Genomic DNA, 23,515 nt, shown 5'->3' with positions numbered 1-23,515 from the left:
CAGGCGCGCCCCGCGCCGGCACACGATCGACGACGACGTGGAGGACACGATGACGTTCACCCTGAGCGAGGGCGTTGCAGCGCACGCCCCCGACCCCACCACCCCGCACCTCGCCGCAGAGCCGGCCCCGCTGCTGGACGCGGACTTCTACGGCTTCCAGCAGACCCTCACCCCCACCGAGCAGCGCGCGCTCGCCGGCATCCGCCACTTCCTCGAGACCGAGGTGCGCCCCTTCGCCGACGACCACTGGGAGCGGGCGCAGAGCCCCCGTCACCTGGTGCCGCGCATCGCCGAGCTCGGCCTGTACGCCAACGCCTTCCCGCAGACGCGCCACTTCGACAACAGCGCCGTGTTCCGCGGCTGGGTGGCCATGGAGATCTCGCGTGCCGATCCCTCCACCGCCACGTTCGTCGGCGTGCACTCCGGCCTCGCGATGACGGCCATCGCCGTCGGCGGGTCGGAGGAGCAGCAGGCCGAGTGGATGCCGAAGCTCGCCGCCGGAGAGCAGCTCGCGGCCTTCGGGCTCACCGAGCCGGGCCACGGCTCCGACACCGCCAAGGGGCTGGAGACCACCGCCGAGCGGCGCGGCGACGAATGGGTGCTCACCGGCGCGAAGCGCTGGATCGGCAACGGCGCGTTCGCCGACGTCGTCGTCATCTGGGCGCGCGACGTCGCCGACGACCAGGTCAAGGGCTTCCTCGTGCGCACCCCGACACCGGGCTTCCACGCCACCACGATCGCCCGCAAGCAGTCGCTGCGCGCCGTCGAGAACGCCGACATCGTGCTGGACGGCGTGGTCGTGCCCGAATCCGACCGGCTGCAGCGCATCCACGGCTTCCGCGACGTCGCCGTCGTGCTGCGTCTCACCCGCGCCGACGTCGCCTGGCAGGCGCTGGGGGTCGCCGTCGGCGCCTACGAGTGCGCGGTCGCCTACGCCCGCCACCGCGTGCAGTTCGGCAAGCCCATCGCCTCGTACCAGCTCGTGCAGCAGAAGCTCGCCGATGCCCTCGCGGCCATCACCGCGTCCACCGCCCTGTGCATGCGCGTCTCGCAGCTGCAGGACGACGGCGCGCAGACCGACCAGCAGGCGGCGCTGGCCAAGGCCTTCGTCACCGCCCGCATGCGCGAGGTCGTCGCCGCCGCCCGCGAGATCTGCGGCGGCAACGGCATCCAGCTCGGCGGGCACGAACAGCTGCAGGCCGACATCCCGCCCGGCTACAGCGTGGCGCGGTACTTCGCCGACGCCGAGGCCGTCTTCACGTTCGAGGGCACCTACGACATGAACTCGCTCATCGTGGGGCGCGCGATCACCGGCATCGCCGCGTTCGTGTGAGGTCCGCCATGTCCGAGGCCTACATCGTCGCCACCGCCCGCTCGCCCATCGGCCGCGCCCGCAAGGGGTCGCTCGTCGACATCCGCCCCGACGACCTCGCCGCCCAGATGGTCGCCGCCGCGCTCGAGAAGCTGCCCGCCCTCGACCCCGCCCGCATCGACGACCTGCTGCTGGGCACCGGCCAGCCCGCCGGCGAGCAGGGGTTCAACCTGGCCCGCATCGTGTCGGTGCTGCTCGGGTGGGACGCGGTGCCCGGCACCACCGTCAACCGCTACTGCTCGTCGTCGCTGCAGACCACCCGCATGGCCTTCCACGCCATCCGCGCCGGCGAGGGCGATGTGTTCGTCTCGGCCGGTGTCGAGGCGGTCTCTCGCTACCCCGCGGGGGCGTCCGACCTGCCGGATGCCGTCAACCCGAGGTTCGCCGACGCGCTCGCCCGCTCGGCGGCGCGCACCGCCGCCGGCACGCCCGGGTGGTGCGATCCGCGCGCGGACGGCCTCCTTCCCGACCCGTACATCGCCATGGGGCAGACCGCCGAGAACGTGGCCGAGCTGCGCGGCGTGACCCGCGCCGACCAGGATGCGTTCGCGGCCCGCTCGCAGCAGCGCGCCGAGGCGGCCGGCGCCGCGGGGTTCTGGGCGCGCGAGATCACGCCCGTGACCCTTGCCGACGGCTCGGTGGTCGCCGCCGACGACGGGCCGCGCCCCGGGGTCACCGTCGAGGCCCTCGCGGCGCTCGATCCGGTGTTCCGCCCCGACGGCACGGTCACCGCCGGCAACTGCTGCCCGCTCAACGACGGCGCCGCGGCGGTCGTCGTGGTCTCGGAGCGGGTGGTCGACGAGCTCGGCCTGCAGCCGCTGGCGCGGATCGTGTCGACCGGGGTGTCGGGGCTCTCGCCCGAGATCATGGGGCTCGGGCCGGTGGCGGCCTCGCAGCGCGCCCTCGCCCGCGCGGGGCTGACGATCGACGACATCGACCTCGTCGAGATCAACGAGGCCTTCGCCGCCCAGGTCCTCCCCTCGGCGCGCGAGCTCGGCGTCGACCCCGAACGGCTCAACGTGCACGGCGGCGCCATCGCCGTCGGCCACCCGTTCGGCATGACCGGCGCCCGCATCACCGCGACCCTGATCAACGGCCTGAACACCGTCGGCGGTCGCTATGGCCTCGAGACCATGTGCGTGGGCGGCGGGCAGGGGATGGCCATGGTGATCGAGCGGGTCTGACCCCCCCCCCCCCACCGGCGACCACGCGACGCACCGGCGGATGCCGCGACCTCGGGCCGCGGCATCCGCCGGCGCCGTTGCGCCCGCGAATGCCGGTCAGGCGGCGACGAGCAGCGCGATCGTCTCGGCGACGAGGGCGGGCCGATCGGCGCCGTCGATCTCGACCGTCGTGCGTGCGCTCACCCGGAAGGCCGGGGCGCCCCCGAGGCCCGCGCCGGCGGCATCCACGGCGGTGATCTCGGTGACCGCGCGCACGCGCGAGCCCGCGCGCACCGGCTGCAGGAAGCGCACCTTGTCGAGCCCGTAGTTGACGGCCATCGCCAGGCCCTGCACCCGCAGCAGCCCGTCGGTGAGGTGCGGCAGCAGCGACAGCGTGAGGTAGCCGTGGGCGATCGTGCCCCCGAAGGGCCCGGTCGCGGCGCGCTCGGCGTCGAGGTGGATCCACTGCCGGTCTTCGGTGGCGGCGGCGAACGCGTCGATGCGCGACTGGTCGACCTCGAACCAGTCGCCGGTGGCGGTGCGGCCGACGGCGTCGGGCAGGGCCTGCGGGTCGGCGATCTCGATGCTCATGCGCGCGGACCTCCCGCCACGTAGAGCACCTGACCCGACACGAAGCCGGCCTCCGGTGCGCAGAAGAATGCGGCGGCGGCGGCGATGTCGTCGGGGGTGCCGGCCCGGCCCACCGGGATCTCGCGGGTGGCGGCGGCGACGAACTCGTCGAAGGGCACCCCGATGCGGGCGGCCGTCTGCCGGGTCATGTCGGTCTGGATGAAGCCCGGGGCGATCGCGTTGGCGGTGACCCCGTAACGGCCGAGCTCGAGCGCGAGCGTCTTGGTGAGGCCCTGCATCCCGGCCTTGGCGGCGGCGTAGTTGGCCTGGCCGCGGTTGCCCAGCGCCGAGGTCGACGACAGGTTCACGATGCGCCCCCAGCCGGCGGCGACCATGTGGGCCTGCACGGCGCGGGTGACCAGGAACGCGCCGCGCAGATGCACCGAGAGCACGGCATCCCAGTCGTCCTCGGTCATCTTGAACAGCAGGTTGTCGCGGATGATGCCGGCGTTGTTGACGAGGATCGTGGGGGCGCCGAGCTCGTCGACGAGGCGGGACAGGGCCGCCTCGACCGCGGCCGCGTCGGCGACGTCGGCGCCCAGCGCCACGGCGCGGCCACCGGCGGCGGTGATGGCCGCCACGGTATCGCCGCACGCGTCGGCGGTGATGTCGAGCACGCCGACCGCGTGGCCGTCGGCGGCCAGGCGCTGGGCGATGGCGGCGCCGATGCCGCGCGCGGCGCCGGTGACGAGGGCGACGCGCGCCGCGGGCGCTGCCGCTTCGGGGGTCGCGTCGGGGGAGGGGGTGCCGGTCATGGGGTTCCTTTCGGGGCGGTCTGCGGGTGGTCTGCGGGTCGGGGCGGGGCGGATGCGGGCCGGCTCAGAAGACGATGAGCTGGCGCAGGGCGGCGCCGGTGGCGAGGCGGTCCATCGCCGCGGGCAGGTCGGCGAGGGTGATGCGGTCGGAGATGAGGCGCTCCAGCGGCAGCAGGCCGCGGCGCCACAGGTCGACGTAGCGGGGGATGTCGCGGGCGGGAACGGCCGAGCCGAGGTAGCTGCCGATCACGGTGCGGGCCTCGGCGGTGAGGGTCAGCGGCGACACCGCGGCGCGGGCATCCGGCGCCGGCAGCCCGACGGTGACGGTGGTGCCGCCGGGGGAGGTGAGCGCCAGCGCCGTCTCGAACGCGCGGGCCGAGCCCGCCGCCTCCACGACGACCGGGGCGCGCACGCCGCGGTCCAGGGCGTCGCCCGGCTCCCATGCCGCCGCGGCCCCCAGCTGCCGGGCGAGGTCGAGCTTGGCGGCCACGGCATCCACGCCGATCACGTCGTGCCCGAGGGCGCGGGCCACGAGCAGCGCCGCCATGCCCACGCCGCCCAGGCCCACCACCACGACCGGGTCGCCGGGTGCGGGGCGGCCGGCGTTGAGCACGGCGCCGCCGCCGGTGAGCACGGCGCAGCCGAGCAGGGCGGCGACGTCGGCGGGCACGTCGGCCGGCACGGGCACCACCGAGGTGCGGTCGACGACGGCGTGGGTGGCGAACCCGCTCACCCCGAGGTGGTGGCGCACCGCCTGCGGGCGGCCCTGCGCGTCGCGGCGGTGCAGGCGGATGCCGCCGCCGACGAGCTCGCCGGCGGCGTTGGCCGCGCTCCCCGGTGCGCAGGGCAGGCGGCCGTCGGTGCGGCATCCGTCGCACCGGCCGCACCGCGGCAGGAACGTCATCACCACGCGTGTGCCGGGGGCGAGGTCGTCGACGCCGTCGCCGGTGCGCTCGACGATGCCGGCGGCCTCGTGGCCGAGCAGCATCGGCAGGGGGCGGCGGCGGCTGCCGTCGACCACGCTGAGGTCGGAGTGGCACACGCCCGCGACCTCGATGCGCACGAGCAGCTCGCCCGCGCCGGGGTCGTCGAGCTCGAGCGGGCCGATAGTCCAGGCGTGCGAGGCGGGGGCGGTGTCGTCGTGCTCCAGCACGGCGCCGGTGATCTGCATCGGGACCTCCTCGTCGGATGCGCCCGCGGTGTCGCGCGGAGCGAGCGGGTGTTGTCGAGCATACCGACCAGGCGGTATGCTTGCGACATGTCGGATCACGTCATCGCCGCCGGATCCTCGGGCGCCCCTCTCGACGCTGACGTCGAGGGCCACGCCGACGACCGGTTCACCCCGCTCCGCGACCTCTTCCGCGAGAACCTCGCCTCCGGCGCCGACCTCGGCGGCTCGCTCTGCGTGCTCGTCGACGGGAGGCCCGTCGTCGACCTCTGGGGCGGCTGGGCCGACCCCGCCCGCACCCGCCCCTGGCGCCGCGACACCCTGACGACGGTGTGGTCGCTGTCGAAGACGGTGTCGGCGCTGGCGGCTCTCGTGCTCATCGACCGCGGCCGGCTCGACCCCGACCGTCCCGTCGCCCACTACTGGCCCGCGTTCGCCGCCGCCGGCAAGCAGGACGTGCTCGTGCGCCACGTGCTGCAGCACGCCTCCGGGGTGTCGGGCTGGGATCAGCCGGTCACCGGTGCCGACATCCTCGACGTCGACGCGGCCGCCGAGCGCCTCGCCGCGCAGGCGCCGTGGTGGCCGGCCGGCGCTGCCAGCGGCTACCACCTGCTCGACTACGGGCACCTCGTGCACGGCCTCGTGCGCGCCGTCGACGGCCGGTCGCTGGGCGCGTTCGTCGCCGATGAGCTGGCCGGCCCGCTCGGCGCCGACTTCTGGTTCGGGCTGCCGGAGGGCGAGGACCACCGGGTGAGCGACGTCGTGCCGCCGCCGGCCGTCGACCTGCCGCTGCAGCCGGGCACCCCCGCGTTCCGCACCTTCACCGGCCCGGTGCTGCGTGCCGAAGACACCTGGACGCGCGCCTGGCGCGGCGCCGGCGTCGGCGGCGCGGGCGGCCAGGCCAACGCCCGGGCGGTCGCACGGCTCAACGCCGTCGTCTCGGGGCGCGGTGAGGTGGACGGCATCCGCGTGGTGCGACCCGAGACGGTCGACCGCCTCTTCCGCGACCCGCAGGAGGGGATCGACCTCGTGCTCGGCATCCCGCTGCGGTGGGGGCTCGGCTGGGGTCTGCGCCAGCCGGGGACGACCGATTACATCCCCGAGGGCCGCGTGGCCTTCTGGGGCGGGTGGGGCGGGTCGATCGTCACCGCCGACGTCGACCGCGGCGTGACGTTCGCGTATGTGATGAACCGCATGCAGCCCGGCCTGCTCGCCGGACCCCGCACCGTCGCCTACCTCCACGCCGCCTACGCCGCCCTCTGACCCCGCCCGCGCCACGGAGACGAGCGCGTAGCCTGGGGCGGTGCCCGAGCTGAGTCCGCATGTCCACACGGTGCCGGTCAGCGGCATCCGCCGGCTGTTCGAGGTGGCGCTGACCCTCGACGACGTCACCTTCCTGGCCGTCGGCGAGCCCGACATGCCCATCGCGCCGCACATCGCCGCGGCGGCCACCGCCGCGTGGGACGCCGACCTCACCGACTACACCCCCAACGGGGGCATCCCGGCGCTGCGCCGCGCGTTCGCCGACCGCTTCGGGGTCGAGACCGGCGTCGCCCTCGACCCCGAGCGGGTGTGGGCGACGGTCGGGGCCACCCAGGCGCTGCACCAGGCGCTGGGGTTCGTGCTCGACCCGGGCGACGAGGTGCTCGTGCCCGACCCGGGCTACACGACCTTCTCGATGAGCCCTCGGATGCTGTCGGCCGTGCCCGTGCCCTACCCGCTGCGCCTGGCGGCGGGGTTCCTGCCCGAGGTCGACGTGCTCGAGGGGCTCATCACCGCGCGCACCCGCGCGATCATCGTCAACTCGCCGTCCAACCCGCTGGGCACCGTGATCGACGAGGCCGGCGCCCGCGCCCTGCTGGACTTCGCCGACCGGCACGACCTGTGGATCATCAGCGACGAGGTGTATTCGCAGCTCACCTTCGACCGCCCCCACACGAGCCTCACCGCCCTCGACACCGTCGCCACCGGCGGTCGTCGGGTGATCGGCGCCTTCTCGCTGTCGAAGACGTATGCCATGACCGGCATCCGCGTCGGCTTCCTCGTCGCGCCCGAGGCGTGGGCGCCGCACCTGCGGTCGGCGCAGGAGGCGATGGTGTCGTGCCTGAACGCCCCCGCGCAGCACGCCGGCGTCGCCGCGCTCACCGGCGACCAGCAGCACGTGGCCGCCGCGCGCGAGCACTACCGCGAGAACCTCGACGCCGCCACGGCGCTGCTCGACGAGCGCGGCATCCGCTACCTGCGGCCCCACGGCGCGCTGTATCTGTGGATCGACATGGCGCACGCCACCGGCGGCGACGTCGCCGCGTGGACGGAGCGGTTCCTGCGCGCCGAGCGGGTGGCGGTGGCGCCGGGGTCGGCGTTCGGCGTCAGCGGCGAGGGGTGGATCCGCGTGTGCGTGGCCGCCGCGCGCGCCGATCTGCTGCACGGCCTGTCGCGCCTGCCGGCCCCCGCGCCGGGGGTGTGATCCCCGCCCGGGCGGCGGTCAGGTCAGGTCGGCGCGCAGTCGCCGGGCGATCTCGGCGGCCGGCATCCGCCGCGGGAAGGCGGCGATGATCAGGTCGTCGGTGGCCGGCGTCTCGCCATCGGGGTGCACGCCGAAGCGGTGCATGAGGCCGTCGTAGGCCTCGGACAGCACGGATGCCGGCACGTCGGTCGTGCCGCGCAGCAGTCGCCGCAGCACGTGGTTGTGCACGGCGGTCACGGCGGCGGCGAACGCCACGGCATCCACCGGGTCCAGGCCCGGCAGCGCACCGCGCAGGTACTCGTCGAACAGCCGCTCGTACTGGAACACCGTCACGATCTCGCGTTCGCGCAGCGCCGGCACCTGGCGCACGACGCGGTAGCGGCGGCGGGCCATCTCGGGATCGGCGGCGAAGTGGCGGAACACGTCGACGGATGCCGCGCACACCGCGGCCCACGGGTTGTCGTGGGGGCCCGCCAGCTGCGTGCGCAGCTGGGCGAGGAGTTCGTCGTGGTCGGTGAAGACGACGTCGTCCTTGCCGCCGAACTGGCGGAAGAAGGTGGACCGCGAGACGCCGGCGGCCTGGGCGATCTGCTCCACCGAGGTCGCCTCGAACCCCTGCGTCGCGAACAGGTCGAGGGCGGCGGCCACGACGGCGCCTCGGGTGGGCGGGGGAGCGGCGTCACTCATGACCCCGAGCCTACCCAGTGGGTCCCCGTCCGCACGTGTCAACCGGGTTGCCACCGCCGCGGGGGCGGGCTTGGCTGACAGCATGCAGCCCCTCTGGAAGATGGACACCGGCACCGGCATGGACACCGGCACTGACACCGGCACCACCCCGACCGCCCCCGCCCTCCCCGCCGGGCGTCCCGACGTCGTGGTGGTCGGTGCGGGGATCACCGGGCTCACCACGGCGCTGCTGCTCACCCGCGCCGGTCGCCGGGTGGCCGTCATCGACGCCGGCGGTGTGGGGGCGCTGGCCAGCGGCGGCAACACCGGCAAGGTGTCGCTGCTGCAGGGCCGGGTGCTCTCGACGCTGCGACGCCACCACCCCGCCGCGCTCGTGCGCGCCTACGTCGAGGCGAACGCCGACGGAGCGTCGTGGCTGCGCGCGTTCGTCACGGCCGAGGGGGTGCCGCACACCGCGCGCACCGCGATCTCGTATGCGCAGACCGCCGAGGGCATCGCCCACCTGGATGCCGAGGAGCGCGCCGCCGTCGAGGCCGGGCTGCCCGTGCACCGGCTCGTGCCGGCCGGCGACCACCCCTTCCCGATCGTCGACGGGCTGGCCCTGGACGGACAGCTCGCCCTCGACCCGGTCGCGACGCTCGCCGCCCTCGCCGCGCGGCTGCAGGCCGAGGGCGGCACCCTCCACACCGGCATCCGGGCCACCGGGGTGCGCACGCTCCCGCGCACCACCCTGCTCACCGACGCCGGCCCGCTGGAGGCCGACCTGATCGTGCTGGCCACCGGCACGCCGCTGCTGGACCGCGGCCTCTACTTCGCCAAGACGCGCGGGCTGCGCAGCTACTGCGTGGCGTTCGCCGTCGAGGGCGACCTGCCCGCGGGGCTGATGCTGTCGGTCGACGGCCCCACCCGCTCGATCCGCTCGGTCACCGCCGCCGACGGCCCCGCCCACCGCGCGCAGCTGGTGGTCGGCGGCAACGGCCACCCGGTGGGCCGTGCCTACTCGGAGCGCGCCGCCGTCGACGACCTCATCGCCTGGACCCGCACCCACCTGCCCCAGGCGCAGCCGGTGACCTGGTGGTCAGCGCAGGATTACGAGTCGCACGACCTCATCCCCTTCATCGGCGTCATGCCCCGCACCGGCGGGGCGGTGCGCTTCGCGACGGGCTACGGCAAGTGGGGGCTGGCGCTGGCGCCCGCCGCCGCGCAGCGCCTCACCGCCGAGATCACCGGCGTGCCCTTCCGCGACAGACCGGAGTGGATGCAGACGATCTCGCGCCGCCTGACCGTGCCCGCCGACATCGGCCGCGGCGGCGCCGAGAACATCTCGGTGGGGTGGGAGGCGGCATCCGGCTGGGCGGGATCGCAGCGGCAGGCGGTGCCGGTGGCGCGACCGGCCGAGGGGGAGGGTGTGGTCGCCCACCGCGGACTGGTGCCGGTGGGGGTCTCGACGGTCGACGGCCGCACCCGCGCCGTGCGCGCGGTGTGCCCGCACCTGGGCGGCGTGCTGCGGTGGAACGACGCCGACTGCACGTGGGACTGCCCGCTGCACGCCTCTCGGTTCACCGCCGACGGCGCGCGCATCGAGGGTCCGGCCGTGCGCGACCTGGAGCGGCTGCCCCGTACCCCCGGCGAGGCGCCCGCAGACCCGGCGGAGCCCGAGGGCGGGTCGGAGGTGTTCACAGGCGCGTATTAGGCTGGGGTCTCGGTCGATCTCTCGACATCGAGATTTCTTCGGCCGTCGAATCACACTTTCGGCACGATAGCCACAGTCGCCCAGCGAAGGATTGCACGTGGATCTGTACGAGTACCAGGCACGAGACCTATTCGAGAAGTACGAGGTGCCGGTGCTCGCCGGCATCGTCGCGGACACCCCCGAGGAGGTGAAAGCGGCTGCCGAGAAGCTCGGCGGCGTCGTCGTCGTCAAGGCCCAGGTCAAGACCGGCGGGCGCGGCAAGGCCGGCGGCGTGAAGGTCGCCAAGACCCCCGACGAGGCCTACGAGGCGGCCAAGGCCATCCTCGGCCTCGACATCAAGGGCCACGTCGTCCAGCGCGTTATGGTCGCCGCGGGCGCCCAGATCGAGAAGGAGTTCTACTTCTCGGTGCTGCTCGACCGCGCCAACCGCTCCTACCTGAGCCTGTGCTCGGTGGAGGGCGGCATGGAGATCGAGCAGCTCGCGGTCGAGAAGCCCGAGGCGCTCGCGCGCGTCGAGGTCGACCCGCTCGACGGCATCGACGAGGCCAAGGCCGTCGAGATCGCCCGCGCCGCGAACTTCCCCGAGGAGCTCGTCGAGAAGGTCGCGGCCGTGTTCGTCAAGCTCTACGACGTCTACAAGGGCGAGGGCGCGACCCTCGTCGAGGTGAACCCGCTCATCCAGGATGCCGCGGGCAACATCATCGCCCTCGACGGCAAGGTCACCCTCGACGACAACGCGTCGGAGGTGCGCCACCCCGAGCACGAAGAGCTCGAAGACAAGGGCGCCGCCGACCCGCTCGAGGCCAAGGCCAAGGCGTCCGGTCTCAACTACGTGAAGCTCGACGGCGAGGTCGGCATCATCGGCAACGGCGCGGGCCTGGTCATGTCGACCCTCGACGTCGTCGCCTACGCCGGCGAGAATCACGGCGGCGTCAAGCCCGCCAACTTCCTCGACATCGGCGGCGGCGCCTCGGCGACGGTCATGGCCGCGGGCCTGGACGTCATCCTCGGCGACGAGCAGGTCAAGAGCGTGTTCGTGAACGTCTTCGGCGGCATCACCTCGTGCGTGGCCGTGGCGGAGGGCATCGTCAAGGCCCTCGAGATCCTCGGCGACACCGCCACCAAGCCGCTCGTGGTGCGCCTCGACGGCAACCAGGTGGAAGAGGGGCGCGCCATCCTCGCCGCCGCGAACCACCCGCTCGTGACCCTGGCCGCCGGCATGGACGAGGGCGCCGACAAGGCCGCCGCGCTGGCCGCGGCCTGACCCCCGGCCTCCCGAATTCGAGGAACAGAACAATGTCTATCTATCTGAACAAGGACTCCAAGGTCATCGTCCAGGGCATCACGGGCGGCGAGGGCACCAAGCACACCGCGCTGATGCTCAAGGCGGGCACCAACGTCGTCGGCGGCGTGAACGCGCGCAAGGCCGGCACGACCGTGTCGCACACCGACGCCGCCGGCAACGCCGTCGAGCTGCCCGTGTTCGCCTCGGTGGCCGAGGCCATCGCGGCCACCGGCGCCGACGTGTCGATCGCGTTCGTGCCCCCGGCGTTCACCAAGGACGCCATGATCGAGGCCATCGACACCGACATCCCGCTGCTCGTGGTGATCACCGAGGGCGTGCCCGTCGGCGACACCGCCGAGGCGTGGGCCTACGCGAAGAGCCGCGGCAACAAGACCCGCATCATCGGTCCGAACTGCCCCGGCATCATCACCCCCGGTGAGGCGCTGGTGGGCATCACGCCCGCCAACATCACCGGCAAGGGCCCGATCGGCCTGGTGTCGAAGTCGGGCACCCTGACCTACCAGATGATGTTCGAGCTGCGCGACCTGGGCTTCTCGACGGCCATCGGCATCGGCGGCGACCCGGTGATCGGCACGACGCACATCGACGCGCTCGCCGCGTTCGAGGCCGACCCCGAGACCCAGGCGATCGTCATGATCGGCGAGATCGGCGGCGACGCTGAAGAGCGCGCGGCCGACTACATCAAGGCCAACGTCACCAAGCCGGTCGTCGGCTACGTGGCCGGCTTCACCGCCCCCGAGGGCAAGACCATGGGCCACGCCGGCGCCATCGTCTCGGGCTCGGCGGGCACCGCGCAGGCCAAGAAGGAAGCCCTCGAGGCGGCCGGTGTGAAGGTCGGCAAGACGCCGTCCGAGACCGCCGCCCTCATGCGCGAGATCATCGAGCAGCTCTGAGCGACACCGCACCGCACCGACGGTGAAGGGGCCGGATGCCATGGCATCCGGCCCCTTTCGCGTGCGTGCGGAGTGTCAGGTGGCCACGCCGAAGAGCGCCTCGATCGGGCCGCGGGCGAAGAAGATGACGAAGCCGATGCCGACCGCCCACAGCAGCGGGTGGATGGTCTTGGCCTTGCCGGAGAACGCGTGCAGCACGATCCAGCTGACGAATCCGGCGCCGATGCCGTTGGCGATCGAGTAGGTCATCGGCATGACCGTGGCCGTCAGGAACACCGGCAGCAGCACCCGGAAGTCGGTGAAGTCGATGTTCTTGATCTGCGTCAGCATCATCGCGCCCACCAGCACCAGCGCCGCCGCGGCGACGCCGCCGGGCACCAGCGAGGTCAGCGGCGTGAAGAACATCGCCAGCAGGAACAGGCCACCGGTGACCACCGAGGCGAGTCCGGTGCGCGCGCCCTCGCCGATGCCGGAGCCCGACTCGACGAACACGGTCGCCGACGACGACGAGGTGGCACCGCCGACGACGGCGCCCACGCCCTCGACGATCAGCGCCGACTTGATGCGGGGGAAGTCGCCGTTGGCGTCGGCGAGGTCGGCCTCTTTGGCCAGGCCCGTCATCGTGCCCATGGCGTCGAAGAAGTTCGAGAACAGCAGCGTGAACACGAACATGACCAGGGCCACCACGCTCACCCGCTGCAGGTCGAAGCCGAAGTCGACGGCGCCGATGAGGCTGAGGTCGGGGAGGGCGACGATGCCGCCCGAGAACCCGAAGTCGAGGCCGAACGGCCAGATCGCGTTGACGAGCGCGGCCAGCAGCGTGCCGCTGACCAGGGCGATGAGGATGGCGCCCTTCACGCGCAGCGAGATGAGCACGCCGCCGATGAGCAGGGTGAGCACGAACAGCAGGGTCGGCAGCGTCGCGACCGAACCGCCGATGCCGAGGTCGACCGGCGGGGAGGGGTTGCCGGTGGCGGTGACGAACCCGGCGTTGACGAAGCCGATGAACGCGATGAACAGGCCGATGCCGACCGTGATGGCGAGCTTCAGCTGCACCGGCACGGCGTCGAAGATCAGCTTCCGCAGGCCGGTGGCCGCCAGCAGCACGATGATGAGGCCGTTGATGACCACGAGGGCCATCGCCTCGGGCCAGGTGACCGAGCCCACGACCGAGAAGGCCAGGAACGCGTTGATGCCGAGGCCGGCGGCGAAGGCGAACGGCAGGCGGGTGACCAGGCCGAACAGCACCGTCATCACACCGGCGGTGAGCGCCGTGGCGGCGGCGACGGCGTTGCCGTCGAGCACCGATCCGTCGACGTCGGGGGTGGACAGGATCAGCGGGTTGAGGATGACGATGTAGGCCATCGTCACGAAGGTGACCAGGCCTCCGCGGATCTCGGTGCCGAGGGTGGAGCCTCGGCGGCTGATCTCGAAGAAGCGGTCGAGGCGGCCGCCGGCGGCGACCGTCGAAGAGGGCGGGGTGTTCATTCCCTCGACGCTAGCGCGGATAGGGTCGAAGGCGCATGAACCGCCTCCTCGTCATCATCCTCGCCGCCTTCGACGCCGCCATCGCGGCCGTCGTCGGGGTGGCCGCCGCGCTGGCTCCGCTCACCCTGCTGTGGGTGTTCGGCTTCGGCGGTGCCGCCGACTGGGGGCTGCTGTGGCCGGCCGCGGCCCGCATCTGGCAGGCCGGCAACCTCGTGCCCGTGCAGGTGACCCTGCCGGCCGAATACCTCACCGCCACCGGCATCCCCGAGGCCGCCGCCGCGTTCACGGTCTCGCTGGCCCCGCTCGCCTTCGCCACGTTCACCGCGCTGTTCGCCGCCCGCTCGGGCGCGCGGGCGGCGCACTCCGGCGCGGGCCTGATCGGCGTGCTGTCGGGCACCGTCGCCTTCGGCGCGCTGGCGGCGCTGTGCGCGGTGTCGTCGCACGCGCCGGTGGCGAGCGTCGAGATGTGGCAGGCCATCGCCGTGCCCACCCTCGTCTACCTGGTGCCGGCCGCCGTGGGCGCTTTCGCGACCGCCTGGCGCGAGGGCGACGACGGTCTCGTCGACGACCTGCACGACCGCGCCGACCGCACCGAGGTGTGGCGGGGCACGGTCGACGCCGCCGCCCGGGGCCTGGCCGCCGCGGTGGTCGGTGCGATCGGTCTGGGCGCGGCCGTGCTGGCCGTGGCCCTCGCCGTCGGCGGCGGCGACGTGGTGGCACTGTTCGAGGCGGCGCACGTCGACGTCGTCGGTGCGATCACCGTCGCCCTCGCCCAGATCGCCTACCTGCCCACCCTCGTGGTGTGGGGGCTCGCCTACGCCGCCGGCCCCGGGTTCCTGCTCGGCGAGGGCGCCACGGTGTCGGCCGCCGGCACCGACCTCGGTGTGCTCCCGGCCATCCCGGTGCTGGGCATCGTCCCCGAAGCGCCCTCGCACTGGCTGCTGCTGCTCGCCGTCGCCGTGGTGGGCATCGGTGCGCTCGCCGGCTGGATCGCCCGTGCCCGCCTCGTGCGCGACGGTGCCGATGCCGTGCCCGCCCGCCTCGCGATCCTCGCCGCCCTCGCCGTCGGCTCCGGCCTCGCCGCCGCCGTGCTCGCCGTCGTCGCCTCCGGTTCGATCGGCCCCGGCCGGCTGGCGGTCGTGGGACCGCAGGCCGGGCCCCTGGCCCTCGCCGTGGGAGCCGAGATCGCCGTCGGCGCCGCCATCATGCTGTTCGGCCCCCGCCGCCGCTCGGGTGAGACCGACCCGCACGAGGTCTGGCTCGACGAGCATCGCCTCGACCACCGCGCCGACGACCACCGCGCCGAGCGCCGCACGGCGCCGGTGCTCGTCGACCACGCCGAGGGCCACGCTGACGCGGGCGCCTCCGCCGGCGAGTGGGCGGACGGCCCGGTGGCCCGCGGCGCCGCGACGGCCGACCCCGACGGGGTCACCGAGCCGATCGAGCCGCTGGCCTTCTTCGCCGACGACCGCCGCACCCCGGGCCGGGGCGCGGACGCCCCCGACGACGGCGACGACGAGGGCCCCCGCACCCCGCCGCCGGCGCTCTGACGGCGCCGCGGCGCCTCGCTAGACTGACGGGATGCTCACGGTCGCCGTCCTCATCTCGGGCACCGGCTCCAACCTCCGCGCGCTGCTGGAAGCCACGGCATCCGCCGACTTCCCGGCGCGGGTGGTCGTCGTCGGCGCCGACCGGCAGGCCGACGGCTTCGCGCACGCCGAGCAGTTCGGCATCCCGACCTTCATGGTGCCCTTCCGCGAGTTCGAGACCCGCGAGCAGTGGGGCGCCGAGCTGCAGAGCCAGCTCGAGGTGTGGAACCCCGACCTCGTCGTGCTCAGCGGGCTCATGCGCCTGCTGCCGGCCGCGGTCGTCGCGGCGTGGGCGCCCCGGCTGATCAACACGCACCCCGCCTACCTGCCCGAGTTCCCCGGGGCCCACGGGGTGCGCGACGCGCTGGCCGCCGGCGCGACGCAGACCGGCGCGAGCGTCATCGTCGTCGACGGCGGCGTCGACACCGGCCCGATCCTCGCCCAGGAGCGCATCCCGGTGCTGCCCGGCGACACCGAGCACACCCTGCACGAGCGCATCAAGCCCGTCGAGCGGCGCCTGCTCATCGACGTGGTGCGCGGCATCGCCACCGGCGAGCTCGACCTCTCCCGCTTCGACGCTCCCGCGCCGACCGTCTGACCCTTTCCCCACCGACGTCCGATCTCCGACCCCGAGGAGCCCTCCGCCATGGCCGGTCCCACCATCGACCCGTCCCTCTACCGCCCGCGCGACGTCGTCGCGATCCGCCGGGCGCTCATCTCGGTGAGCGACAAGACCGGTCTGCTGCCGCTGGCCCAGGCGCTGGCCGCCTCGGGCGTCGAGCTCGTCTCCACCGGGGGATCGGCGTCGCTGCTGCGCGACGCCGGCCTCGAGGTCACCGACGTCGCCGAGATCACCGGGTTCCCCGAGTCGCTGGGCGGCCGCGTGAAGACCCTGCACCCGAGCGTGCACGCCGGCCTGCTGGCAGACCTGCGCCTCGAAGACCACGAGACGCAGCTGGCCGACCTCGGCATCCTCCCGTTCGAGCTCGTCGTGGTGAACCTCTACCCGTTCGTCGAGACGGTGGCCTCCGGCGCCACCGGCGACGCCGTGGTCGAGCAGATCGACATCGGCGGCCCGGCCATGGTGCGCGCCTCGGCTAAGAACTTCGCCAACGTCGCCATCGTCGTCTCGCCCGAGTCCTACCCCGCCATCATCGACGCCATCGGGCAGGGCGGCACCAGCCTGACCCAGCGCAAGGAGCTCGCCGCGCGGGCCTTCTCGCACACCGCCGCCTACGACCGCGCCGTGTCGACGTGGTTCGCCGACGAGACCCTCGCCGACGAGGGCGAGCTTCCCCAGCACCTCACCATCCGCGCCGAGCGCCTCGAGACCCTCCGCTACGGCGAGAACTCGCACCAGCGCGCCGCCATCTACTCGCGCACCGGCGGGCACGGCATCGCCCAGGCCACCCAGCTGCAGGGCAAGGAGATGTCGTACAACAACTACGTCGACGCCGATGCCGCCCTGCGCGCCGCGTTCGACATGGTCAAGCCGGCCGTGGCCATCATCAAGCACGCCAACCCCTGCGGCATCGCCATCGGCGCCCCGCAGGCCCTCGACCCCATCGCCTCGGCGCACCTGCGCGCCCACGAGTGCGACCCGGTGTCGGCGTTCGGCGGCGTGATCGCGGCCAACCGCACCGTGACGTTGAAGATGGCCGAGAACCTGCGCGACATCTTCACCGAAGTCATCGTGGCCCCCGACTTCGCCCCCGAGGCGCTGGAGGTCTTCAAGCTCAAGAAGAACCTGCGCGTGCTGCAGCTTCCCGCAGACTGGCGCCAGGAGCCGATGGACGTGCGCCTGGTCTCGGGTGGGCTGCTGCTGCAGGATGCCGATCGCTTCCCCGCCGAGATCGAGTCGCTCGTCGACGGCTGGGAGCTGGTCACCGGCGAGATGCCCGACGACAGCGCCAAGTCGAACCTCGCCTTCGCGTGGAAGGCGTGCCGCGCCGTGAAGAGCAACGCCATCGTGCTCGCCCAGGCCTCGGCCACCGTCGGCATCGGCATGGGACAGGTCAACCGGGTGGATTCGTGCCGTCTGGCCGTCGAGCGCGCGGGAGACCGCGCCGCCGGGTCGGTCGCGGCATCCGACGCGTTCTTCCCGTTCGCCGACGGCCCGCAGGTGCTCATCGACGCCGGCATCCGCACGATCATCCAGCCCGGCGGATCGGTGCGCGACCAGGAGGTCATCGACGCGGCCCGCGCGGCCGGCGTGACGATGTTCTTCACCGGCGAGCGCCACTTCTTCCACTGAGCGCGACATGCCGCCGGTGGGGAGTGCTCCCCGCCGGCGGGATCGCCCGCGCCCGGTAGGGTCGGAGCGTTACGGCGAGGCCGAGGAGGACCGGTGATCTGGGAGATCGACGAGCAGTCCCGCACGATCGAGGGACTCGACACGTACGGTCGCCCGCGTCCCGAGTACGCGGCCGCGCTCGGCCTCGTGCCGGCGCCGAAGGGGCGTCGCGTGCTGGCGGTGACCATCGAGATCGTCGTGGTGGTGCTGCTGCAGCTGCCGATGCTGATCGGCGCCCTGCCGGGGCTTCTCGCGATCGCGCTGAGCACTGACCCCGAGGCCGCGATGCGGGCGCAGTCGGGGCTGCTGTGGATCGTGCTGGCCGCCGCCGCCAGCTACGCGCTGACCACCGTGTTCCTGCTGGTTCAGATGATCCTCCACGGGCGTCGCGGCGTCACGCTCGGCAAGGCGCTCACCGGCATCCGCTCCGTCAACGTGCGCACGCTCGAGCGCCCCGGCTTCTGGCGCGGCGCCGTCGTGCGCTACCTCGTGCAGGGGGCGAGCTTCCTGCTGCCGCTGCTGGGGCCGCTGCTGGTGATCGCGCTGTCGCCGCTGTTCGACCCGCAGCGGCGCGGTCGCGGCTGGCCCGACATGGCCGCCGCCACCTGGTTCGTCGACGTGAAGCAGGGCCTGGACCCCTACGACCAGAAGCGGATGCGCATCGCCCGCAAGACCGTCGCCACCGACCTCGCCGACGTGCGCGCCGAGCTGCCGTCGCTGGCCACGCCCCGCGGCCCGCAGGCACCCGCGCTGCAGGTGCCCACCGCACGCCGCAGCGGGGGAGTGCTCGGCGCCCCCAAGACCGAGGCCCCGGCCCCGGCGCCCGATCCCGTGACCGCGGCCGGCTGGTCGCCCCTCGGCGGCGCCCCCGCCGGCGCGGCCGCGGCGCCGGTGGCTTCGGGCATCGTGGATGCCGTGCCGGGCTTCGCAGTGCCCGCCGCGGCAGCGGCTTCCGCACCCGCACCCGCACCGACTCCCGCGGCCGCCCCGGCCGCCGCGCCCCGCCCGACGCCCGCCGCGCCGCCTCTGACGCCCGCGCCGATCCCGTCGCCCGCGTCGGCACCCGCGGCCCCGGCCGCCGGCGCCCCGGCCGCGCCGGCACCGCGCGCGGCGGCATCCGCCCAGCTCGTCCTCGACTCGGGGGAGCGCGTCGCGATCGGCGCGGGCATCCTGCTCGGCCGCGCGCCGAGCGCCGACCAGGCCGCCGACGCCGGCCTGACCGCCGTCGCCGTCGCCGACAGCACCCGGTCGGTCTCGAAGCTGCACTTCGCCGTGCTGCGCACCCCCGCCGGGCTCGTCGTCGTCGACCGCGCCTCCACCAACGGCAGTGCGCTCGTGCACGACGGCGACGAGACCCCGCTCGTCCCCGGCCGCCCCGTCCCGCTCGCCGACGGCGACACCATCCGCTTCGGCGACCGCAGCGCCCTCGTGCGCGGCGCCTGATCGTTCCCCCTGACCTCCCGCAGAGGATGCCGGCATGAGACTCAAACTGACCCTGCAGCGCCGAGACCAGCGACGCACCGACATCGTCGTCACCTCCGACACCACCGCGACCGTCGGCGACGTCGCGCGCCGCATCGTGGAGGCCGACCCGGCCCGCGAGCTGGTCGTCGGCGCCGACGAGACGCTGACACTCACCGTCGCCCCGCCCACGTCGGCCGACTTCCGCACCCTCGACCCCGACATGCTCATCAGCGATGCGCCCGTCGGCTCGGGGTTCATCGCGCAGATCGCCAACCTCGGCGCCGGCGCGCGGCCCCGCAGCGCCCACGGCCCCGCCGCGGCGGTGCTCTCGGTCGTCGGCGGACCGCTGGCCGGGCAGGAGTTCGCCCTGCCCCGCGGTCACTTCACGATCGGCCGCGTCAGCGGCAACGACATCGTGCTCGACGACGCGCTGGTCTCCAAGCGCCACGCCCGCATCGAGGTGGGCCCCACCGTCGAGATCGTCGACCTCAACTCCGCCAACGGCATCGTCGTCGACGGCGGGCGCGTCCCGCGTCTGCGGGTGATCCCCGGGCAGCGCTTCCAGCTGGGCGACACCGACGTCGTGGTGCGCATGGTGCAGGACTTCGCGCCCGTCGAAGAAGACCAGGTGCTCGAGCGGGGCGGTGCGCTGCTGTTCAACCGCAGCCCCATGGTCGAACCGCGCTACGTCGGCGAGGAACTGCCCGAACCGCGGATGCCGAAGGACCCGATCTCGCGCCTGTTCCCCTGGCCGATGCTCGTGGCCCCGCTCATCCTCGGCATCTCGCTGTACGCGATGAACGGTCAGCCGCGCTCGCTGCTGGTCGTGCTGATGTCGCCGCTGATGCTCTTCGGCAACTTCATCTCCCAGCGCACCCAGATCGGGCAGCGCGTGAAGAAGGAGGGCGAGGTCTTCGAGCGCATGTTCGAGGAGCTCGAAGAGACCCTCTACCGCGAGCGTCCGCGCGAGCGCGACATCCGCGGCGCCGAGGCGCCGCCGGTGGCGGTGGTCTTCTCGGAGGCGATGGAGCTCGGCCCCATGCTGTGGACCCGCCGCCCCGAGCACTGGAACTTCCTGGCGGTGCGCCTGGGCACCTGCGAGGCGCCCTCGCGCACCTCGATCAAGCGCGCCGAGGCGCCCGAGGCGCTGCAGGAGTACGTCGACCGCGTCGACCGGCTCGCCGACCGCTACCGGCTCATCGACGGCGTGCCGGTTCTCGAGTCGCTGCAGAGCGTCGGGGCCATCGGCGTGGCCGGCCCCACCCTGCCCGCCGCCGACGCGCTGCGGGGCCTGTGCGTGCAGCTGTTCGGCCTGCACTCCCCGAACGAGCTGGTCGCCGTCGCGCTGACCGAGCCCGAGTGGGCCCAGCAACTCGAATGGCTCAAGTGGCTGCCGCACACCTCCAGCGAACGCAGCCCCTTCCGCGACCTGCCGCTGGCCGACTCCGCCTCCACCGGTGCGGCGCTGCTGTCGGGACTGGAAGAGCTCGTGATGCGGCGCTCCAAGGCCGCGGCATCCCCCCGCCTGCCCTTCGACGACGACTGGGACTCGATGCGCTACGGCACCGACGTGCGCCGCGCCGCCGAAGAGGCCACCTTCCCGGGCCAGACCGCGGTGCTGGTCATCGTCACCGCCGACGCGCCCATCGACCGCGCCCGCCTCACCCAGGTGCTCGAACGCGGCGCCGACGTCGGGGTCTACGGCCTGTTCGTCGCCCCCGTCGTCGAGGCTCTCCCGGCCGTCTGCCGCAGCTTCCTCGACGTGTCGGGCGGGCTGGATGCCGCCCGTGCCGGCACCGTGCGCAGCGGCGTCGACTACCCGCAGACCGCCGTCGAGGGCGTCTCGAACGAGCTGATGACCGTGTTCGCCAAGCGCCTCGCGCCCGTCGTCGACTCGAGCACCGTCATCGAAGACGCCTCCGACATCCCCAACTCGGTGATGTTCCTCTCGCTGGTCGGCGGCGAACTCGCCTCCGATCCGGCCTTCGCCATCGACCGGTGGCGCGAGAACAACACGATCCTCGACCGCACCGGGGTGGCCCTGCCGCGCCTGAAGAAGTCGGGCACCCTGCGCGCCATCGTCGGGCAGGGCGCCACCGACGCGATGACCCTCGACCTGCGCACCCAGGGCCCCCACGCCCTCGTCGGCGGCACCACCGGCGCCGGCAAGAGCGAGTTCCTGCAGGCGTGGGTGCTCGGCATGGCCGCGGCGCACAGCCCCGACCGGGTGACGTTCCTCTTCGTCGACTACAAGGGCGGCTCGGCCTTCGCCGACTGCGTCGACCTGCCGCACACCGTCGGCCTCGTCACCGACCTGAGCCCCCACCTGGTGCGCCGCGCGCTCACCAGCCTGCGCGCCGAACTGCACCACCGCGAGCACCTGTTCAACCGCAAGAAGGCCAAGGACCTGCTCGAGCTCGAGAAGCGGCGCGACCCCGACACCCCGCCCGCCCTCGTGCTCGTGATCGACGAATTCGCCGCGCTCGCCGGCGAGGTGCCCGAGTTCGTCGACGGCGTCGTCGACATCGCCCAGCGCGGCCGTTCACTCGGCATCCACCTGATCATGGCCACCCAGCGCCCCGCCGGTGTCATCAAAGACAACCTGCGCGCCAACACCAACCTGCGCGTCGCGCTGCGCATGGCCGACGAGTCCGACTCGAAAGACGTCGTCGACGACCCGGTGGCCGCCAGCTTCGACCCCGGCATCCCCGGGCGCGGCATCGCCAAGACCGGCCCCGGCCGCCTCGTGCCGTTCCAGTCGGCGTACGCCGGTGGCTGGTCGACGCAGGAGGCCCCCGTCGCCGACATCACCGTCGCCGAGCTGCGGTTCGGCTCGGTGCTGCGGTGGGAGCTGGAAGAGGCACCCGAAGACCCGGCGGCGGCCATCGACCCCGGCCCCAACGACCAGAAGCGCATCGTGGCCACGCTCGTGGCGGCGGCCTCACGCGCCGGCATCCCCGCCCCCCGGCGGCCGTGGCTGGACGACCTCGAATCGGCCGTCGACATCCGGGCGCTGCCGGGCGGGCGCGGCGGCGCGATCCTGCTCGGCAAGAGCGATGTGCCGGCCCGTCAGCTGCAGGAGCCGGTGTACTTCGACCCCGACCGCGACGGCTCGCTGCTGGTCTACGGCACGAGCGGTTCGGGCAAGTCCACCGTGCTGCGCACCGTGGCGATCTCGGCGGCCATGGGCCGGCGGGCCGAGAACGTCGCCGTCTACGGCCTCGACTTCGGCTCCGGCGCGCTCAAGAGCCTCGAGGTGCTGCCCCACGTCGGCTCGGTCATCCCCGGCGACGACGCCGAGCGCGTGCAGCGCATCATGCGCTCGCTGGGCGCCCTGCTCGACGACCGCGGCAAGCGCTTCAGCGCCGCCAACGCGTCGACCATCGGCGAGTACCGCGAGCTGACCGGTCAGGACGAGGCGCGCGTCGTGCTGCTGCTCGACGGTCTGCCGCAGTTCCGCGCCGAGTGGGAGTCGACCACCGCGCGGATGCCGTTCTACCAGGCGTTCATGCGGATCCTCGGCGAGGGGCGCCCGCTCGGAGTGCACGTCGTGGCCACCGCCGACCGCTCGGGTTCGGTGCCCACCGCCGTCAGCTCCAACGTGTCGCGACGGGTCGTGCTGCGCCTGTCCGACGAGAACGCCTACACGCTGCTGAACGCGCCCAAGGACGTGCTCGACGAGCGCTCGGCGCCCGGCCGCGCCATCGTCGACGGTCTCGAGACCCAGATCGCCGTGCTGGGCGGCACGCCCAACGTGGCCGAGCAGACGAAGCTGCTGGGGCAGATGGCCGACGAGCTGCGCGCCCGCGGCGCACGGGAGGTGCCCGAGATCGGAGCCCTGCCCACCCGCCTCGCGCTGCCCGACCTCCCCGCCCGCATCGGCGAGTTCCCCGTGCTCGGCATCGCCGAAGACACCCTCGCCGCGCGCGAGTTCGACCCGGTCGGCACCTTCGTGGTCGCCGGACCGCCCTCGTCGGGCAAGACCAACGCCCTCAAGGCGCTGGTCACCTCGATGGTGCGCCTCGACCCCGAGGTCAAGCTCTTCCACTTCGGCGGGCGCCGGGCGCAGCTGAAGGAGTTCGCCCCCTGGATCCGCAGCGCCACCACGCCCGACGAGGCCAAGGAGCTCGCCACCGAGCTGGCCGAGCTCGTCGCCGACGAGACGATCGGGCAGCGGTTCATGATCGTGATGGAAGACGTGCCGCAGTTCGCCGACTCGCCCGCCGAGCGGACCCTGAAGGCGCTGTTCCAGGCGATCAACCGCAGCGACCACTTCCTCGTCGGCGACGCCGACGTCACCCAGGTCACCAGCGGCTTCGGGTTCGTGGGCGACTTCAAGAGCGGCCGCAAGGGCATCATCCTCAAGCCCGACGCGTTCGACGGCGACGCCGTGTTCAAGGTGCCCTTCCCCAAGGTCAAGCGCTCCGACTTCCCCGAGGGCCGCGGCATCTTCGTGCAGGCGGGCCGTCAGGTGACCGTGCAGCTGCCCCTGGTGGATGCCGCGACGCTTCCGGCGCGCGAAACGGCACGGTCGTGAGGGCGGGCTC

Annotated in this window: 17 protein-coding genes; 12 read left to right on the top strand and 5 right to left on the bottom strand. The window is 73.6% G+C overall.

What is annotated here, in order from left to right:
- Positions 1–49: 49 nt before the first annotated feature.
- Together N3K63_RS01260 and N3K63_RS01255 are read left to right on the top strand one after the other, a co-directional pair.
- On the top strand, positions 50–1,333 hold the full coding sequence (locus N3K63_RS01260; RefSeq protein WP_261578151.1) for an acyl-CoA dehydrogenase family protein: 1,284 nt from the start codon (positions 50–52) through the stop codon (positions 1,331–1,333).
- A gap of 8 nt (positions 1,334–1,341) precedes the next feature.
- The gene (locus N3K63_RS01255; RefSeq protein WP_261578150.1) at positions 1,342–2,556 is read left to right on the top strand and encodes an acetyl-CoA C-acetyltransferase; all 1,215 of its coding nucleotides are present in this window, start codon (positions 1,342–1,344) and stop codon (positions 2,554–2,556) included.
- Between the two features lie 96 nt (positions 2,557–2,652).
- Here N3K63_RS01255 and N3K63_RS01250 read toward each other — a convergent pair whose 3' ends face one another.
- The 3 genes from N3K63_RS01250 to N3K63_RS01240 all read right to left on the bottom strand — a co-directional run bounded on the left by N3K63_RS01250 (position 2,653) and on the right by N3K63_RS01240 (position 5,091).
- Positions 2,653–3,126: a MaoC family dehydratase gene (locus N3K63_RS01250; RefSeq protein ID WP_261578149.1), complete on the bottom strand. Its 474-nt coding sequence runs from the start codon at positions 3,124–3,126 to the stop codon at positions 2,653–2,655.
- The gene (gene fabG / locus N3K63_RS01245; protein ID WP_261578148.1) at positions 3,123–3,920 is read right to left on the bottom strand and encodes a 3-oxoacyl-ACP reductase FabG; all 798 of its coding nucleotides are present in this window, start codon (positions 3,918–3,920) and stop codon (positions 3,123–3,125) included. The genes N3K63_RS01250 and fabG overlap by 4 nt, the downstream gene beginning before the upstream one ends.
- Before the next feature lie 64 nt (positions 3,921–3,984).
- Positions 3,985–5,091, bottom strand: coding sequence for an alcohol dehydrogenase catalytic domain-containing protein (locus tag N3K63_RS01240; protein ID WP_261578147.1), 1,107 nt, complete (start codon positions 5,089–5,091; stop codon positions 3,985–3,987).
- An 87-nt stretch (positions 5,092–5,178) separates the two neighbouring features.
- Between N3K63_RS01240 and N3K63_RS01235 the strand changes: the two genes are divergently transcribed.
- Both N3K63_RS01235 and N3K63_RS01230 read left to right on the top strand, forming a co-directional pair.
- The gene (locus N3K63_RS01235; protein ID WP_261578146.1) at positions 5,179–6,351 is read left to right on the top strand and encodes a serine hydrolase domain-containing protein; all 1,173 of its coding nucleotides are present in this window, start codon (positions 5,179–5,181) and stop codon (positions 6,349–6,351) included.
- Positions 6,352–6,391: 40 nt separating this feature from the next.
- Complete coding sequence (locus N3K63_RS01230) at positions 6,392–7,555, top strand: pyridoxal phosphate-dependent aminotransferase (RefSeq protein WP_261578145.1); 1,164 nt, start codon at positions 6,392–6,394, stop codon at positions 7,553–7,555.
- 18 nt (positions 7,556–7,573) lie between these two features.
- On the opposite strand, the gene N3K63_RS01225 is transcribed toward N3K63_RS01230, so the two are convergent.
- Positions 7,574–8,242 carry a TetR/AcrR family transcriptional regulator gene (locus tag N3K63_RS01225; RefSeq protein WP_261578144.1) on the bottom strand — a complete coding sequence of 223 codons (669 nt, stop codon included), beginning with the start codon at positions 8,240–8,242 and terminating at the stop codon, positions 7,574–7,576.
- Between the two features lie 82 nt (positions 8,243–8,324).
- Between N3K63_RS01225 and N3K63_RS01220 the strand changes: the two genes are divergently transcribed.
- The 3 genes from N3K63_RS01220 (at position 8,325) to sucD (ending at position 12,134) form a co-directional block, all read left to right on the top strand.
- On the top strand, positions 8,325–9,935 hold the full coding sequence (locus N3K63_RS01220) for an FAD-dependent oxidoreductase (protein ID WP_261578143.1): 1,611 nt from the start codon (positions 8,325–8,327) through the stop codon (positions 9,933–9,935).
- 97 nt (positions 9,936–10,032) lie between these two features.
- Complete coding sequence (gene sucC, locus N3K63_RS01215) at positions 10,033–11,199, top strand: ADP-forming succinate--CoA ligase subunit beta (RefSeq protein ID WP_261578142.1); 1,167 nt, start codon at positions 10,033–10,035, stop codon at positions 11,197–11,199.
- Between the two features lie 32 nt (positions 11,200–11,231).
- Positions 11,232–12,134 (top strand): succinate--CoA ligase subunit alpha, encoded by a 903-nt coding sequence (gene sucD / locus N3K63_RS01210; RefSeq protein WP_261578141.1) that lies wholly within the window; start codon positions 11,232–11,234, stop codon positions 12,132–12,134.
- Between the two features lie 75 nt (positions 12,135–12,209).
- Here sucD and N3K63_RS01205 read toward each other — a convergent pair whose 3' ends face one another.
- A complete protein-coding gene (locus N3K63_RS01205; protein ID WP_261578140.1) occupies positions 12,210–13,622 on the bottom strand; it encodes an NCS2 family permease in 1,413 nt (470 codons plus the stop codon).
- Between the two features lie 35 nt (positions 13,623–13,657).
- Between N3K63_RS01205 and N3K63_RS01200 the strand changes: the two genes are divergently transcribed.
- The 5 genes from N3K63_RS01200 (at position 13,658) to N3K63_RS01180 (ending at position 23,505) form a co-directional block, all read left to right on the top strand.
- Positions 13,658–15,172: a cell division protein PerM gene (locus tag N3K63_RS01200; RefSeq protein WP_261578139.1), complete on the top strand. Its 1,515-nt coding sequence runs from the start codon at positions 13,658–13,660 to the stop codon at positions 15,170–15,172.
- Positions 15,173–15,203: 31 nt separating this feature from the next.
- The gene (gene purN / locus N3K63_RS01195) at positions 15,204–15,809 is read left to right on the top strand and encodes a phosphoribosylglycinamide formyltransferase (protein ID WP_261578138.1); all 606 of its coding nucleotides are present in this window, start codon (positions 15,204–15,206) and stop codon (positions 15,807–15,809) included.
- Between the two features lie 48 nt (positions 15,810–15,857).
- Entirely contained in the window at positions 15,858–17,465 is a 1,608-nt protein-coding gene (purH, locus tag N3K63_RS01190; RefSeq protein WP_261578137.1) for a bifunctional phosphoribosylaminoimidazolecarboxamide formyltransferase/IMP cyclohydrolase, read from the top strand.
- Between the two features lie 93 nt (positions 17,466–17,558).
- Complete coding sequence (locus N3K63_RS01185; RefSeq protein WP_261578136.1) at positions 17,559–18,947, top strand: RDD family protein; 1,389 nt, start codon at positions 17,559–17,561, stop codon at positions 18,945–18,947.
- Between the two features lie 34 nt (positions 18,948–18,981).
- Positions 18,982–23,505, top strand: a complete 4,524-nt coding sequence (locus N3K63_RS01180; RefSeq protein WP_261578135.1) for an FtsK/SpoIIIE domain-containing protein — start codon at positions 18,982–18,984, stop codon at positions 23,503–23,505.
- Positions 23,506–23,515: the final 10 nt, after the last annotated feature.

Source organism: Microbacterium festucae, from assembly GCF_025421715.1.
GTDB lineage: Bacteria > Actinomycetota > Actinomycetes > Actinomycetales > Microbacteriaceae > Microbacterium > Microbacterium festucae.
The sequence above is the reverse complement of the archived record's forward strand: the minus strand, read 5'-3'. Positions and strand labels throughout refer to the sequence as shown.

Excerpts from the sequence above, each read along its gene's own strand:
- N3K63_RS01260 (WP_261578151.1), top strand. The coding sequence starts at position 50 with ATGACGTTCACCCTGAGCGAGGGCGTTGCAGCGCACGCCCCCGACCCC.
- N3K63_RS01255 (WP_261578150.1), top strand. The coding sequence starts at position 1,342 with ATGTCCGAGGCCTACATCGTCGCCACCGCCCGCTCGCCCATCGGCCGC.
- N3K63_RS01250 (WP_261578149.1), bottom strand. The coding sequence starts at position 3,126 with ATGAGCATCGAGATCGCCGACCCGCAGGCCCTGCCCGACGCCGTCGGC.
- fabG (WP_261578148.1), bottom strand. The coding sequence starts at position 3,920 with ATGACCGGCACCCCCTCCCCCGACGCGACCCCCGAAGCGGCAGCGCCC.
- N3K63_RS01240 (WP_261578147.1), bottom strand. The coding sequence starts at position 5,091 with ATGCAGATCACCGGCGCCGTGCTGGAGCACGACGACACCGCCCCCGCC.
- N3K63_RS01235 (WP_261578146.1), top strand. The coding sequence starts at position 5,179 with ATGTCGGATCACGTCATCGCCGCCGGATCCTCGGGCGCCCCTCTCGAC.
- N3K63_RS01225 (WP_261578144.1), bottom strand. The coding sequence starts at position 8,242 with ATGAGTGACGCCGCTCCCCCGCCCACCCGAGGCGCCGTCGTGGCCGCC.
- N3K63_RS01220 (WP_261578143.1), top strand. The coding sequence starts at position 8,325 with ATGCAGCCCCTCTGGAAGATGGACACCGGCACCGGCATGGACACCGGC.
- sucD (WP_261578141.1), top strand. The coding sequence starts at position 11,232 with ATGTCTATCTATCTGAACAAGGACTCCAAGGTCATCGTCCAGGGCATC.
- N3K63_RS01205 (WP_261578140.1), bottom strand. The coding sequence starts at position 13,622 with ATGAACACCCCGCCCTCTTCGACGGTCGCCGCCGGCGGCCGCCTCGAC.
- N3K63_RS01200 (WP_261578139.1), top strand. The coding sequence starts at position 13,658 with ATGAACCGCCTCCTCGTCATCATCCTCGCCGCCTTCGACGCCGCCATC.
- purN (WP_261578138.1), top strand. The coding sequence starts at position 15,204 with ATGCTCACGGTCGCCGTCCTCATCTCGGGCACCGGCTCCAACCTCCGC.
- purH (WP_261578137.1), top strand. The coding sequence starts at position 15,858 with ATGGCCGGTCCCACCATCGACCCGTCCCTCTACCGCCCGCGCGACGTC.
- N3K63_RS01180 (WP_261578135.1), top strand. The coding sequence starts at position 18,982 with ATGAGACTCAAACTGACCCTGCAGCGCCGAGACCAGCGACGCACCGAC.